Here is a 12,812-nt window from a genome sequence, read left to right on the forward strand (position 1 = left end):
GATCTATATCGAAGGTCGGCGTTTTCAGAGCAGCCTGTCGTAACGCAACATGTCGCCCAGGTGGTCCGGAACCGAGTGGTAGATCGCAGGGGTCGAAGGGCCTTTCGTTCAAAGGGATTGCTTCAATAAAAAAGCGGCGTGGTTAGACAGTTGACGCGACAACCACCTGCTAGAGTAAAAAAGACTTCATGTAGGCCGAACTGAATATCATCTTCGGAAATGAGGAACGTCTATGAATGGTTTGCTTCGCGCTGCGGCATTCAGCCTGATGGCGCTTTTCGCAAGTTGTGGTGTCGGTGCTCAGACAATGCAAAGTCATGCGGCGCCGATTGCGCTCACCGTCACACCGGCCGATATCCAGGGAGGATAGCCAAAGACATTGATCGTTCCCATACCTGGGAACGATCTTGCGCGAACAGTCATCCCGCGTTACTTGGACTTGAACTTTACAAACGACTGACTCATGTCCGAAGCCCAGCCATCGATCACGTTTTTCACGTCATCGACCTTCATCACCTGAGCTTCGTTTTCCAGCGGTTTGCCGGTGCCCTTGCGCACCACTTGGGCGATGACTTTGTGGGTGCGGCCATCGAGAAACACCGCTTCGGTAGCCAGATCGGTTTGCTGATCGCGAGCACCGCTGGCGGTGGTGACGGCCGCCGCTACCAGGGCGATCGGGATCACTTCATACGGCTTGAGGCTTTCGGTCTTGCTGCTGACGGCGGTGATCGCCGCACGTACCACAATCACGCCTGGGCCGGGGGCGCTGGCCAGTGGCAGGGATTTACCCAGCTCACGTTTGAGTGCCTGATCGTAGTAACTGATGATGCCGTTCAGCGTGGTCTGAGGGATTTTCACTGTCGGTTGCGGTTTGGGATAGAGCTGAGTCGGCTCGATGTAGGCACTGGTGTATTTGTTGACGTCGAGCTTGGGATCGAACCAGCGCATCACCACCGCGCCCGATGGCGACTTGGCCTCCTTGAGCTGGCTGTAGTCCTTGAGAAAGCCGGAGTACTGGTCTGGCTCGACGACTTTGCTGGCGCAACCCACCACCCCGATCGAGACGATGCACAGTGCGCTCGTCATTAACGCAAGCTTCATGCTGTAACTCCTGTCAGAAAGACGGCAACGGTATTGCCTACGAGAGTTACAGGTATAGCCAATGCCCGGTGTTTTTTTATCGAAAATCACAATGCGGCAATATTCAAAGGCCCCTTCGCGGGCAAGCCTCGCTCCTACGGGTTCTGTGGGCCGCGTCGCCGAAACAAAGGCCTGGGCTCAATCACCGAACGCCCATACAACACACTCATCCCCGCCAATCCCTTGAGCGCATCTTCGGCAGACTTGTCTTCGCGCACGGCAAAGCTGTCGAAGCCGCATTGGCGCATGTGGCTGAGTTGATCACGCAGCACATCGCCAATCGCGCGCAGTTCACCTTGCCAACCGAATCGCGTGCGCAACAGATAAGCCTGACTGTAGGCACGTCCGTCGCGAAAACTCGGGAAGTCCAGGGCAATCAGCGGCAGGCTGGGAAACCATGGGGTCAGGTTAGTCACTTCATCGTCAGGGCCCAGCCAAACGCCTTCGAGCGCGGATGACCGGTCGGCATTCAGAGCCAGCCACTGGGGTAACGGCAGGATCAGCGGCCCGGCCGGCAGCTCACCGGCCGTTTCACGAATCAACTGCCACGGGTCATCGCGCACCCACTCGGCACCGCCCTCTCGCAAACGCAGCAGATTGATCATGCCGACACCTCCAGGACTTTCGGGTAGACGCGCTCCTTGAAGGGCTCCAGACCGATGCGCGCCAAGGTATCGACGAACAGCTCCTCGCTCTCGCGGTAGCGCACGAACGTGCCGATAATCCGCTCAATCACATCGGGCACTTCGGCGGCGCTGAAGGACGGGCCGATGACCTTGCCCAACGCACTGTCCTTGCCCTGGGCACCGCCGAGGGTGATCTGGTACCACTCGCTGCCGTTCTTGTCGACGCCAAGAATGCCGATGTTGCCAATGTGATGGTGGCCGCAGGCGTTCATGCAGCCGGAGATGTTCAGGCTGATGTCGCCCAGGTCATGCAGGTAATCCAGATCCTCGAAACGCGCCTGAATCGCTTGCGCGATGGGGATCGACTTCGCGTTGGCCAGGGCGCAGAAGTCGCCACCGGGGCAGGCGATGATGTCGGTCAGCAAGCCGATATTGGCACTCCCCAGGCCTTGCTCGCAGGCCACGCACCACAGCGCGAAAAGGTCGGCCTTGGGCACGTCGGGCAGGACGATGTTCTGTTCATGGGCGATGCGGATTTCGCCGAAACCGAACTGCTCGGACCACTGCGCCACCGCGTCCATTTGCTCGGCCGTGACATCCCCTGGCGGCGAGGCGATGCCCGGCTTGGTCGACAGCACCACGCTGGCATAACCCGGCACCTTGTGCGGCTGAACGTTGCGCGCCACCCAACGGGCGAACGCCGAGTGCTCGGCCAGGCGCGTGCCGAAGTCCAGGTCGGTGCCGGCCAGTGAACGGTAATCGGGCGGCACAAAGGCGCTGGCAACACGCTCATACTCGACGTCGGTCAACTGCGCCGGACCGTCCTTGAGGTGTTGCCACTCCTCCTCCACTTCTTTGGCGAAGGCTTCAATACCCAGGGCCTTGACCAGAATCTTGATCCGCGCCTTGTACTTGTTATCGCGCCGCCCGTGGCGGTTGTAGACCCGCAATACTGCCTCGACGTAAGACAGCAAGTGCTGCCACGGCAAGCCTTCGCGAATCTGCAAACCGAGAATCGGCGTACGGCCCAACCCACCGCCAACGATCACCCGCAAGAGCATTTGCCCACGATCATCGCGATAAAGATAAAGGCCGATGTCATGCATCATGATCGCCGCGCGGTCTTGCCTGGCCGAGCAGATGGCAATCTTGAACTTGCGCGGCAGAAACAGGAATTCCGGGTTGATAGTCGACCATTGCCGCAGGATTTCCGCCAGCGGACGCGGGTCCATCAACTCGTCCGCCGCGACGCCGGCGAAGGCTTCGGTGGTGATGTTGCGCACGCAGTTGCCGGAGGTCTGGATCGCATGCATTTCCACTTGGGCCAGGCGCTCGAGGATGTCCGGCACTTGGGCCAGTTCAATCCAGTTGAACTGCATGTTCTGCCGGGTGGTGAAGTGGCCGTAACCACGATCGTAGTCCCGGGCAATGCTCGCCAGCATGCGCATTTGCCTGGCGCTCAGCGTGCCATAGGGAATCGCTACGCGCAGCATGTAGGCATGCTTTTGCATGTACAGGCCGTTCTGCAAACGCAGGGGCAGGAATTCTTCTTCGCTCAACTCGCCGGCTATGAAACGTTCGACCTGATCGCGAAACTGCGCAACACGCTCGAACACCAGGGTCCGGTCATAGTCATCGTACTGATACATGTGGCTGCCACCTCATCAGGAATTTTGCGCAGAACCTGTGGGAGCTCCTGTGGCGAGGGGGCTTGCCCCCGTTTGAGTGCGTAGCACTCACAAGATCTTCGGTGTATCAGAGATTTTGGGGCTGCTTCGCAACCCAACGGGGGCAAGCCCCCTCGCCACAGGAGCTCCCACAGGAGTTGCGGTGGATCGAACTCTGCGGCTCGTTCTTGGGGTGCAACTATGCGGCAGCAGCGCAGCGTGTTACAGATTCAGCTAAACACTAAAAAACCGTATCAGGACGCGACTTATGGCCGCAGGCGTGCCCCGCATCTGATCCGTATAAATGAAAGTTTCCTGAGACTGTTTTGTTTCCGGCAGGGTTTCTACAGTTCATGGCATGCCAGACCGAGTGGCCTGGCAAGACTTTGCAACCGTGGAAGAACTGACCATGAGCACAGCAACAATCGGACTGGCCTATAACTACAAGGTGGTCCGCCAATTCGTCGTGGCAACCGTGATATGGGGTGTCGTCGGGATGGCGATGGGGGTATGGATCGCCTCGCAACTGGTATGGCCCGAGATGAACCTCGACCTGCCGTGGACCACCTTCGGTCGCTTGCGTCCGCTGCACACCAGCCTGGTGATTTTCGGCTTTGCCGGCAGCGCGCAATTCGCCGCCAGTTACTACGCCGTGCAGCGTACCTGTCAGGTGCGACTGTTCTCGGACAAACTGGCCGCGTTCACCTTCTGGGGCTGGCAATCGGTGATCGTGGTGATGCTGATCAGCCTGCCGCTGGGCTACACCACCACCAAGGAATACGCCGAGATCGAGTTCTCCGGCGCGGTGTGGATGACGGTAGTGTGGCTCGCCTATGCCATTGTGTTCTTCACCACCGTGGTGCGACGCAAGACCAAACAAATCTATGTCGGCAACTGGTTTTTCGGTGCGTTCATCGTGGTGATCGCCATGTTGCATGTGGTCAATCACCTGTCGATTCCGGTGGACTGGTTCAAGTCGTATCCGGTGTATTCCGGGGCCACCGACGCGATGGTGCAGTGGTGGTACGGGCACAACGCGGTGGGCTTTTTCCTCACCACCGGGTTTCTCGGGATGATGTATTACTTCGTGCCGAAACAGGTGGGTCGACCGGTGTATTCCTATCGCTTGTCGATCGTGCACTTCTGGGCGCTGATCACCCTGTACATCTGGGCTGGCCCGCATCACTTGCACTACACCGCACTGCCGGACTGGGCGCAGTCGCTGGGCATGGCGATGTCGCTGATTCTGCTGGCGCCAAGCTGGGGCGGGATGATCAACGGCATGATGACGCTGTCGGGGGCCTGGCATAAGCTGCGCACCGACCCGATCCTGCGGTTTCTGGTGCTGTCCCTGGCCTTCTATGGCATGTCGACCTTCGAAGGGCCGATGATGGCGATCAAGACGGTCAACGCCCTCTCCCACTACACCGACTGGACCATCGGCCACGTTCACGCCGGCGCCCTCGGCTGGGTGGCGATGATCACCTTCGGCGCCATCTACCACATGGTCCCGAAAGTTTTTGGGCGCACGCAAATGCACAGCGTGCCGCTGATCAACCTGCACTTCTGGCTCGCGACCATCGGCACCGTGCTGTACATCGCCTCGATGTGGGTCAACGGCATCACCCAGGGCCTGATGTGGCGCGCAATCAACGACGACGGCACGTTGACCTACTCGTTCGTCGAGGCACTGCAGGCCAGTCATCCAGGCTTCATCGTGCGGTTTGTCGGCGGGCTGTTCTTCCTCAGCGGCATGCTGCTGATGGCTTACAACGTATGGCGTACGGTGCGAGTTGCGGACATGAAGATGGCCGAACTTGAAGCGCAGTTTGCCTGAGGCAAGGAGCCTGAAATGATCGAGATGGCGTTGAATCTATTGGGTGTGCTGGGGCTTTGGCTGGCGATCGAGTACTGCCTGAAACAGCAGACGGCCGAGAGCCTGGACGATGCCAGCCTGATTCCGTTTGCCGATGATCCCGAAGTGGCGCGGCGGGTTGAACTGGCTACCGGCAAGACCGTGAAAGCGGTGGCGCCGGAGGAGCTGAAGCCTGGCTGGGGTAACCTCGAAATCTGACACACCTTATCCATTGTGGAAGCGGGCTTGTGGCGAGGGGGCTTGTCGGACCGCCGCACCGCCCCGTTCGAGTGCGCAGCGCTCGCAGGTTCTGGGTCCGCTGCGCGGCCCAACGGGGGCAAGCCCCCTCGCCACAGGCCCGCTCCCACAGGGTTGAGTGTCGATCACATGGACGTTAACTCCGCTCGCGGGGAATCAGGCTCTGTAGCTGTTGCGCCAGGAAATTCGCATCAAAAGCAAAGACGTCCGGGTCTTTCAGCCCATTGGTCTTACGCCATTGCCAGTCGCTGGACGGCGGCAGGCACACCAGCGAAATACTGCCATAGCGCGCCGCGGTCAATCCCATCACGGCCAGGGAAATCTGCCCACCAACGCCCATCACGTCCGGCACAAACTCCACCGGTTTGCCGGCGATAACGATGCTCAGTTTCTCGGTCTTGAACGTCGAAGTCTCGACCGGCACGCTCGGCCCGGACGCAACATACGCCTCGCGGCTAACCTCCAACAGATTCGGCGCCAGGACCGGTGCCAGCCACTGCTGGATCTGATCGAACAACTCACCAATGCGCGTCGCCCACACGGCCGATTGCGCTTCAAACAGTTGCTTATTGTGCGCTTCGCTTTCTGCGTAGTGACGAAGCATCTCGCCCAGTTGCTGTACGTCGTCCATTGCGGTGTTCCTTTGGTTGAAGCGGTGCTGCGGACTTTGAGCATGGCAGATGCGCGCTGCCGGCGTGCGACTAAAAGCGTGAACGGTACTGGCTGGGGGTCACGGCCAGGTATTTGCGAAAGGCACTGCCCATGTGGGACTGATGAGCGAAGCCGACATCCAGAGCGATGCTGGCCAAGGGTAGCGATGTGCGCTCGATCAGCCTGCGTGCGGCCTGAAGCCGCACCTCAATGAGGTAAGCGTGGGGTGTCAGGCCAATCGCCCGGGTGAAATCGCGCAGAAAGCGCAGTTCGTTGTGCCCATAAGTGGCAGCCAATTGCTCCAGCGTCAGAGCTTGCTGGAACTGCTCGGCGATCTGTTCCATGACTCGGGCGAACACCTTAGGCGTGGCACGCTGCGTTGTATTGGTTATCGAACTCGCTACGCCAACCAGCGCCACGGCACATTGCTCAAGCGCCAGCAGATCAGATTGCGTGGCGAGCAACTGACGCCGTATATCTCGCGCCAGGGTCAGCGCACGCCGATTGCCGCAAGATTGCATGCGGTGAGTGGCGGCCGGTAACAGTTCGCTGGCGAACGGCTCATCCAGCCGCATCAGCAGATACTCACCACCGGTGGCCGATTCGGAAAACACCTCTACGCCGACCGGCGTGTGCGCCAATACGCCCGGCCAGGTATCGAAATCCGTCCGTCGATCAGAATCGATCGCGTGCACACCTTGCTGACGTTCCAGCGTCACCCCGAGGGTTTGCGACTGTGCCGGATCCTGCACGCTGTACGGCGCACGGGGCAAGAGCTGCAAGCAGAGTTTGCCGCCCGACAGGTTCTGGCTCAGCACATTGGGCATGTGAAATTTCCTGATAGATCAGAACAAGGATCCACTGGCACTCTCGTGCAAGGGTTTGCCATTCACAGGAGCACGACATGCGCACCATCGGCCTTATCGGCGGCATGAGCTGGGAGTCCAGCGCCGAGTATTACCGCCTTATCAACCAGCAGGTACGCGATCGCCTCGGGCCGTTGCGTTCGGCAAAATTGCTAATGTACAGCGTCGACTTCGGCCCTGTCGAACAGGCCCAGCATGCCGGGCGCTGGGACGATGCGGCGGCGATTCTGGTGGATGCAGCGCAACGTCTGGAGGCTGGCGGCGCTGACTGCGTGGTGCTGTGTACCAACACCATGCACAAGGTGGCCGGGCAAATTCAGGCGGCGATCGATATTCCGTTCCTGCACATTGCCGACCCGGCCGCTCAGGCGGCGCTGGACGCTGGTGCGCTGCGGGTGGGCCTGCTCGGTACTGCATTCACCATGGAGCAGGACTTTCTCAAGGCACGTCTGACGGCCAAGGGCCTGACGGTGCTGGTGCCGGAGGCTGAAGAGCGTCAGGCCGTGCACCGGATCATCTATGACGAGTTGTGCGTCGGGGTAATCAGCGAGGTATCGCGCCAAGTCTATCAACGGGTGATCGAAGCGCTGACCGAACGCGGCGCCCAGGCGATCATCCTCGGCTGTACCGAAATCGGCCTGCTGATCAAACCCGAGCACAGCGCCCTGCCCTTGCTCGACACCACCGAACTGCATGCGCAGGCGGCGGTGGCGTTTGCGTTGGGCGACTGACTCAATCGGCCTTGGGCGTACGACGCAGGCGCGCCATGCTCAGGGTATCGACCAAGCGACCGTCACGCACGGCATAGTCGCGAAACAGGCCTTCGGTCTCGAAGCCGAATTTTCGGTACAGGCCGATGGCCGCTTCGTTGTCGGCGTACACCGAGAGCTCGACCCGTTGCAGGTTCATCCAGTTGTCGGCGACATCGAGCGCCGCCGCCAGCAGTGTCGAACCGACACCCTTGCCCTGCCAAGCCACGGCGACACCCATGCCGAGGCTGCCGGCGTGGCTGCGGCGAATTCGCGAAAACTGTTCCAGACCGATGTTGCCGATGACCGATCCCTGGTGCAGCGCCACCAGTTTCACCGCCCGTTCGTTGTCCGCCATCAGGCGTTGGCGCCAGACCTCGGTGGACTGAAACGGCATCTGTAGCATCTGACGGGCCACAGCCGGGTCGTTATAGAGGGCAGTCATGCCCTCGATGTGAGATTCGTTGAAGCGTTCGAGGGAAATGACGGAGTCGGCGGGCATGAATGTTTCGTCCTTGATGCGTACATGGCCACTTACTCTATAACGGTGCAACCCCTAGTGGCGAGGCCGCTTGCCCCCTCGCCGCAAAAGTGTTTTTGCCAGAAAGTTAGTCAATCAACTCGAACCACTCCCGCCGCTCATTGAAAGTGTTGTGGATCAACTCGACGATCCCCTGCACCTCGGCCTCGTTCCGGGAGTCAGCATTGACCGCCATCCACACCTGGCGCTGCATCGGTTGGTTGAACAGCCCAGGCAACGCCAGTAGCCCTCGATCGAATCGGCTCATGTAGTGCGGCAGCAAACCGATGCAGGCGCTGCAACGGATCATCTCCAGCATCAACTCATAGGAATGCAGTTGCACCACTCCCGCCAGGCGCTGCTCTACCAGATGACTCCACGGTCCGAAGGCGGCGACCTGACGGTCGTGCTGCCATTGCACCAACATGAAATCGGCCAGGTCATCCAGACTGTCCGGGCGGGCCGCGACTCGTGAATAGCGCTTGGCGATGTGCGGCAGATAGTGCAGCCGCGCAAGCCGCTGGGGCTCGCTGACAGCGAAGCTGGGGCTTGGCAACGGCGAGTCGGTGCCCGCCAGCCACACCACCACATCGGCACTGACGGCTTGCAGGGACAGTTCGCTGTCCAGAGAAATGATGTCCAAACGCACGCTGGCGTTGCGCCGCAGCAACGAAACCAAGTCGCGTCCGAGGATGTCGTGGAGGATCGATTCGGCCACGGCCAGACGCACCAACGGCTGTTCGATCACCGGCAGGTTGCGGTCATGGGCTAATGCAAGCAACTGCGCCTGAAGCTGCAAGCCGTCACGACTGAGGGCGAAGCCATTGCCCGAATGGCAGAACAGCGAGCGCTGCAGTTGTGCTTCAAGTTGCACCAATTGTTTACGCAACTGGGTCGACTTGATGTTGAGGCTGCGGGCCGCTTGCATAAAGCAGCCACAGCGGGCGCTGACCCTGAAAGACTGCAGCAACACCGGATCGATTCCGGCTATCCGTGAGTGTAAGGCGTTGCTGTGTTCTACGGGCGAACGGTACTCGGCCACGCCCTGACGCCCGGCGGATTCCATAAATGACATTGATGACTCCCTGTCGATCTGTCCTTGAGCGTTCATCCTGCTGATCGTTCATGAAACTGATGTGACAGCCGGAAAAAAACCAGATCAACGTCCAATGCCTGTAGGCGCGCTTGATTCAGCCAGCGGGCGTTTGCCGAAAACTCACCGCCAGACGATTCCAGCTATTGATGGTACTGACAGCCATCGTCAGATCGACCAGCTCGCCTTCACTGAACTGCTCCCGGGCCAGTGCGTAAACGTCATCCGGTACATGGCTTTGCGCGAGCAGGGTCACTGCTTCGGTCCAGGCCAGGGCCGCCCGCTCCCGAGGAGTGAAGAAGCCGCTGTCGCGCCAGACCACGATCGCGTACAGCCGCCGGTCGGTCTCGCCGAAACGGCGCGCGTCCACCGAGTGCATGTCGGTGCAGAAGGCGCAGCCATTGAGCTGCGAGGCGCGGATTTTGATCAGGTTCAGCAACGCCTGCTCGATGCTCAAGTCGCGGGTCAAGGCCTCCATCGCGATCATGGCCTTCATCGCTTTGGGCGATGCGCTGTAGTAATCCAGACGAGCGTTCATGGCGGGGCCTCGTGGAGCGGATCGGTGCCTCCACGGTAGGCGCTGATGCACGCGTGTTACAGAGCCAATTAATCGAAAAAACCATGGACCGCCCGGCAGCAGGCCAATCGCAGGTTTTTCGCCCACGCAACTTCTGCGCAGCCGTTCATGCGGGTAATCTGGCGCGACGCACAGTCGCCTCACAATCGCCCCAGGAGCCCCGCCGGTATGGAACTTCATGTTGTCATCAACGGCCGCAAGGACCTAGCGGGCCAGTTGTACCGGCAACTGCGCAGCGCCATCGAGTCCGGCCGTCTGGCAGCCGGCACGCAGCTGCCGCCCAGCCGTTTGCTGGCCGAACAACTGGGGATTTCGCGCAAGACCATTTACGACACCTATGCGCAACTGACCTACGAAAACTTCCTCACCGGGGTGATCGGCAAAGGCACTTACGTCAATGCGCGAGCGGCAAAAGTCGTCCGTAAGCAAAGCCATTTGGAACTGGCCAGTTTCGAGGTCATCGAGAGCTGGCGCAAACTGCCGACGTTCTTGCGCCACCCGACGCAGGAAGGTTCGCTGCGCTACGATTTCATCGGTGGCGCCACCAGCAAAGGCCAGTTCCCGCAGGACGACTGGCGCCGTTGCACCTCTCATGCGTTGCGCCAGATCGCCGGCTCCAAGGGTTTCTACAGCCTGCCCGAGGGCCTGCCGGCGCTGCGTAATGCCATCGCACAGCACATCGCATTTTCCCGCGGGGTCAATTGTCAGGACGAAGACGTGGTGGTGTGCAACGGCGCGCAGCAAGCGCTGGACCTGATTTCCCGGGTGTTGACTCAACCAGGCAGCCTCGTGGCCATGGAAGACCCCGGTTACCCACCGGCGCGCCTGTTGTTCGGGACGCATGGCGCAACAGTGGTCGGCGTACCGGTCGATGCGCAAGGCATCCAGGTCGAACACATTCCCGACGGCACCCGGCTGATTTATGTCACCCCCTCGCACCAGTTCCCCTTGGGCATGCCCATGAGCCACGAGCGTCGGGTAGCGTTGCTGAAACGGGCCCACGAACTGGGGGCGATCATCATCGAGGACGATTACGACAGCGAGTTCCGCTATGAAGGCCGGCCCACCGACTCGCTGCAAAGCCTGGATGAGCGCGGCATTGTTGCCTACGTCGGCACCTTCTCGAAGACCCTGTTGCCGGAGTTGCGGCTGGGGTACGCGATTTTGCCGCCGGCGATTCTCGAAGCGGTGATCAGTGCCAAGCAGCTCACCGACCGGCACACCTCTACCCTGCCCCAATGGGCGCTGGCCAAGTTCATCGCCGAAGGCTGTCTGCTCAAGCACATCCGGCGCTGTCATACGATTTACGCCGGGCGCCGCGAACGGATTTTGGCGCGCATGGCCGGCGACCTTTCGCCCTGGTTTGAAGCGGTGCCGACCACGGCCGGGTTTCACATGGCGGTACTGTGCAAGGTGCCGGTCGATATTCCATTGGTGATCGAACTGGCAAAAAAAGTCGAAGTGGGGCTCTATACCCTGGACGATTTTTTTACCAGCAAGCGCCACGGGCCGGGCTTTTCCTGGGATTCGGGGCGATCGAAACCCTGGACATCGACATCGCCCTGGACCGTTTGCGGGACATTTTGCAGCAGGTTGGCTGAGGGATTGGTCTGCGGTTTTATCCGGTGATTGGCTATTGGCGGCCCGAGGGGGCAGGCCTATCCTGAATGGGCGTTATCCCTCAATGAGCAGGATTCGTCCGGCCTGATTCAGGAGTGTGAGTAATGTCCAACCAAGTGTTCAACACCGTACAGATAAGGGCTGCCGCCGGTCGCTCGGACGAACTGGGCAAACAACTGCAAAAGATTGTCGACACCCTGCGCGAACTTCCGGGCTGTGACGCCTATATGGTCGACCGCTGCCCCGAGGACGACACCCGCTGGACGGTCAGCGCCCGCTGGCAATCGGAAGCAGCCATGCAAGCGCATTTCAACTGCCCCGAAGTGCAAGGCTTTATCGGCCTGATCGACAGCCGACTGGCCAATGCCGTCGACTTCAATAGCTTTCCTATCGTCTGACAAACACCTGTGGCGAGGGAGCTTGTCGGATCGCCGCACCGTCCCGCTCGTCTGTGCAGCCGACGTAAACCCAGCGAACGCGGTCTGTCTGGCCCTTTGCGCCCACCGGTTTTGGGGCCGCTTCGCAGCCCAACGGGAGCAAGCTCCCTCGCCACAGTTCATCACCCTTTAGCTCTTCGCACTCGTGATTGGTCCCCTCACCTTCCGGAAAATTGGCCGTTTGATTAGCCGATAGCGCGGCTTACTGTGGTCCCTGACGACTCACCACCGCAGGTAATCAACCATGAATGCACTTCGTTTTTTTGCCGCCTCTCTCACCGCCCTGGCCCTGAGCGTTTCAGCCTCGGCATTCGCCGACAAAACTGCCGCCCCTTCGGAAAATGTCACCATTCTGCAGGACCAGATGCTGAAAAATGCTCCCGGCAAAAAAGCCTTGATGATCGAAGTCGATTACCAGCCGGGACAATCGTCCATCGCCCATAAACACCAGGGTACGGCCATGGCCTACATGCTGTCGGGGGAGATCACTTCTCAAGTCAAAGGCGAAAAAGCGACCACCTACAAGGCCGGCGAATTCTGGTACGAGCCAGCCGGATCGGAACATCTGGTGTCGAAAAACGCCAGCACCACCCAACCCGCCAAGCTGCTGGTGTTCATGGTGTTGGCCCCGGATGAACGCGTGTTGATTCCTTTGCAGAACTGATCGCTGAGGCGATGCTGAGGGCCTTATCGCGGGCAAGCCCGCTCCCACAGGGATTCCTGTTGTTCAACGGTAATGTGTTCAACACACAA

At 60.0% G+C, this 12,812-nt stretch carries 14 protein-coding genes and 1 pseudogene; 7 read left to right on the top strand and 8 right to left on the bottom strand.

Annotated elements, in window-relative coordinates; genetic code table 11:
- Nucleotides 1-232 precede the first annotated feature (232 nt).
- Nucleotides 233-370, top strand: coding sequence for a hypothetical protein (locus tag J3D54_RS24710; protein WP_253423902.1), 138 nt, complete (start codon nt 233-235; stop codon nt 368-370).
- A gap of 59 nt (nt 371-429) precedes the next feature.
- On the opposite strand, the gene J3D54_RS24715 is transcribed toward J3D54_RS24710, so the two are convergent.
- From J3D54_RS24715 to J3D54_RS24725, 3 genes are all read right to left on the bottom strand, one after another.
- Nucleotides 430-1,101: a DUF3313 domain-containing protein gene (locus J3D54_RS24715; RefSeq protein ID WP_253423905.1), complete on the bottom strand. Its 672-nt coding sequence runs from the start codon at nt 1,099-1,101 to the stop codon at nt 430-432.
- 134 nt (nt 1,102-1,235) lie between these two features.
- The gene (locus J3D54_RS24720) at nt 1,236-1,745 is read right to left on the bottom strand and encodes a DUF934 domain-containing protein (RefSeq protein WP_253423908.1); all 510 of its coding nucleotides are present in this window, start codon (nt 1,743-1,745) and stop codon (nt 1,236-1,238) included.
- Entirely contained in the window at nt 1,742-3,415 is a 1,674-nt protein-coding gene (locus tag J3D54_RS24725) for a nitrite/sulfite reductase (RefSeq protein WP_253423913.1), read from the bottom strand. Before J3D54_RS24725 ends, J3D54_RS24720 begins: the two co-directional genes overlap by 4 nt.
- Nucleotides 3,416-3,842: 427 nt before the next feature.
- On the opposite strand from J3D54_RS24725, the gene ccoN reads away from it, so the two are divergent.
- Both ccoN and J3D54_RS24735 read left to right on the top strand, forming a co-directional pair.
- Nucleotides 3,843-5,270, top strand: coding sequence for a cytochrome-c oxidase, cbb3-type subunit I (gene ccoN / locus J3D54_RS24730; protein WP_253423916.1), 1,428 nt, complete (start codon nt 3,843-3,845; stop codon nt 5,268-5,270).
- Nucleotides 5,271-5,285: 15 nt separating this feature from the next.
- Nucleotides 5,286-5,507: a cbb3-type cytochrome c oxidase subunit 3 gene (locus tag J3D54_RS24735; protein ID WP_253423918.1), complete on the top strand. Its 222-nt coding sequence runs from the start codon at nt 5,286-5,288 to the stop codon at nt 5,505-5,507.
- Nucleotides 5,508-5,682: 175 nt separating this feature from the next.
- On the opposite strand, the gene J3D54_RS24740 is transcribed toward J3D54_RS24735, so the two are convergent.
- Together J3D54_RS24740 and J3D54_RS24745 are read right to left on the bottom strand one after the other, a co-directional pair.
- Nucleotides 5,683-6,177: a hypothetical protein gene (locus J3D54_RS24740; protein ID WP_253423921.1), complete on the bottom strand. Its 495-nt coding sequence runs from the start codon at nt 6,175-6,177 to the stop codon at nt 5,683-5,685.
- A gap of 70 nt (nt 6,178-6,247) precedes the next feature.
- Nucleotides 6,248-7,024, bottom strand: a complete 777-nt coding sequence (locus J3D54_RS24745; protein ID WP_253423924.1) for a helix-turn-helix domain-containing protein — start codon at nt 7,022-7,024, stop codon at nt 6,248-6,250.
- A 77-nt stretch (nt 7,025-7,101) separates the two neighbouring features.
- Between J3D54_RS24745 and J3D54_RS24750 the strand changes: the two genes are divergently transcribed.
- The gene (locus J3D54_RS24750) at nt 7,102-7,794 is read left to right on the top strand and encodes an aspartate/glutamate racemase family protein (protein ID WP_253423927.1); all 693 of its coding nucleotides are present in this window, start codon (nt 7,102-7,104) and stop codon (nt 7,792-7,794) included.
- A gap of 1 nt (nt 7,795) precedes the next feature.
- On the opposite strand, the gene J3D54_RS24755 is transcribed toward J3D54_RS24750, so the two are convergent.
- The 3 genes from J3D54_RS24755 to J3D54_RS24765 form a co-directional block, all read right to left on the bottom strand.
- Nucleotides 7,796-8,314 carry a GNAT family N-acetyltransferase gene (locus J3D54_RS24755; protein WP_253423930.1) on the bottom strand — a complete coding sequence of 173 codons (519 nt, stop codon included), beginning with the start codon at nt 8,312-8,314 and terminating at the stop codon, nt 7,796-7,798.
- A 106-nt stretch (nt 8,315-8,420) separates the two neighbouring features.
- A complete protein-coding gene (locus J3D54_RS24760; protein WP_253423933.1) occupies nt 8,421-9,407 on the bottom strand; it encodes a LysR family transcriptional regulator in 987 nt (328 codons plus the stop codon).
- Between the two features lie 115 nt (nt 9,408-9,522).
- Complete coding sequence (locus J3D54_RS24765) at nt 9,523-9,963, bottom strand: carboxymuconolactone decarboxylase family protein (RefSeq protein WP_253423936.1); 441 nt, start codon at nt 9,961-9,963, stop codon at nt 9,523-9,525.
- A gap of 207 nt (nt 9,964-10,170) precedes the next feature.
- Between J3D54_RS24765 and J3D54_RS24770 the strand changes: the two are divergent.
- The 3 genes and pseudogenes from J3D54_RS24770 to J3D54_RS24780 all read left to right on the top strand — a co-directional run bounded on the left by J3D54_RS24770 (nt 10,171) and on the right by J3D54_RS24780 (nt 12,723).
- A pseudogene (locus J3D54_RS24770) lies at nt 10,171-11,603 on the top strand (PLP-dependent aminotransferase family protein).
- A gap of 123 nt (nt 11,604-11,726) precedes the next feature.
- Entirely contained in the window at nt 11,727-12,020 is a 294-nt protein-coding gene (locus J3D54_RS24775) for an antibiotic biosynthesis monooxygenase family protein (RefSeq protein WP_253423939.1), read from the top strand.
- A gap of 283 nt (nt 12,021-12,303) precedes the next feature.
- Nucleotides 12,304-12,723 (top strand): cupin domain-containing protein, encoded by a 420-nt coding sequence (locus tag J3D54_RS24780; RefSeq protein WP_253423941.1) that lies wholly within the window; start codon nt 12,304-12,306, stop codon nt 12,721-12,723.
- Nucleotides 12,724-12,812: the final 89 nt, after the last annotated feature.

The organism is Pseudomonas sp. GGS8 (genome assembly GCF_024168645.1).
Lineage (GTDB): Bacteria > Pseudomonadota > Gammaproteobacteria > Pseudomonadales > Pseudomonadaceae > Aquipseudomonas.

Excerpts from the sequence above, each read along its gene's own strand:
- J3D54_RS24710 (WP_253423902.1), top strand. The coding sequence starts at position 233 with ATGAATGGTTTGCTTCGCGCTGCGGCATTCAGCCTGATGGCGCTTTTC.
- J3D54_RS24715 (WP_253423905.1), bottom strand. The coding sequence starts at position 1,101 with ATGAAGCTTGCGTTAATGACGAGCGCACTGTGCATCGTCTCGATCGGG.
- J3D54_RS24720 (WP_253423908.1), bottom strand. The coding sequence starts at position 1,745 with ATGATCAATCTGCTGCGTTTGCGAGAGGGCGGTGCCGAGTGGGTGCGC.
- J3D54_RS24725 (WP_253423913.1), bottom strand. The coding sequence starts at position 3,415 with ATGTATCAGTACGATGACTATGACCGGACCCTGGTGTTCGAGCGTGTT.
- ccoN (WP_253423916.1), top strand. The coding sequence starts at position 3,843 with ATGAGCACAGCAACAATCGGACTGGCCTATAACTACAAGGTGGTCCGC.
- J3D54_RS24735 (WP_253423918.1), top strand. The coding sequence starts at position 5,286 with ATGATCGAGATGGCGTTGAATCTATTGGGTGTGCTGGGGCTTTGGCTG.
- J3D54_RS24740 (WP_253423921.1), bottom strand. The coding sequence starts at position 6,177 with ATGGACGACGTACAGCAACTGGGCGAGATGCTTCGTCACTACGCAGAA.
- J3D54_RS24745 (WP_253423924.1), bottom strand. The coding sequence starts at position 7,024 with ATGCCCAATGTGCTGAGCCAGAACCTGTCGGGCGGCAAACTCTGCTTG.
- J3D54_RS24750 (WP_253423927.1), top strand. The coding sequence starts at position 7,102 with ATGCGCACCATCGGCCTTATCGGCGGCATGAGCTGGGAGTCCAGCGCC.
- J3D54_RS24755 (WP_253423930.1), bottom strand. The coding sequence starts at position 8,314 with ATGCCCGCCGACTCCGTCATTTCCCTCGAACGCTTCAACGAATCTCAC.
- J3D54_RS24760 (WP_253423933.1), bottom strand. The coding sequence starts at position 9,407 with ATGTCATTTATGGAATCCGCCGGGCGTCAGGGCGTGGCCGAGTACCGT.
- J3D54_RS24765 (WP_253423936.1), bottom strand. The coding sequence starts at position 9,963 with ATGAACGCTCGTCTGGATTACTACAGCGCATCGCCCAAAGCGATGAAG.
- J3D54_RS24775 (WP_253423939.1), top strand. The coding sequence starts at position 11,727 with ATGTCCAACCAAGTGTTCAACACCGTACAGATAAGGGCTGCCGCCGGT.
- J3D54_RS24780 (WP_253423941.1), top strand. The coding sequence starts at position 12,304 with ATGAATGCACTTCGTTTTTTTGCCGCCTCTCTCACCGCCCTGGCCCTG.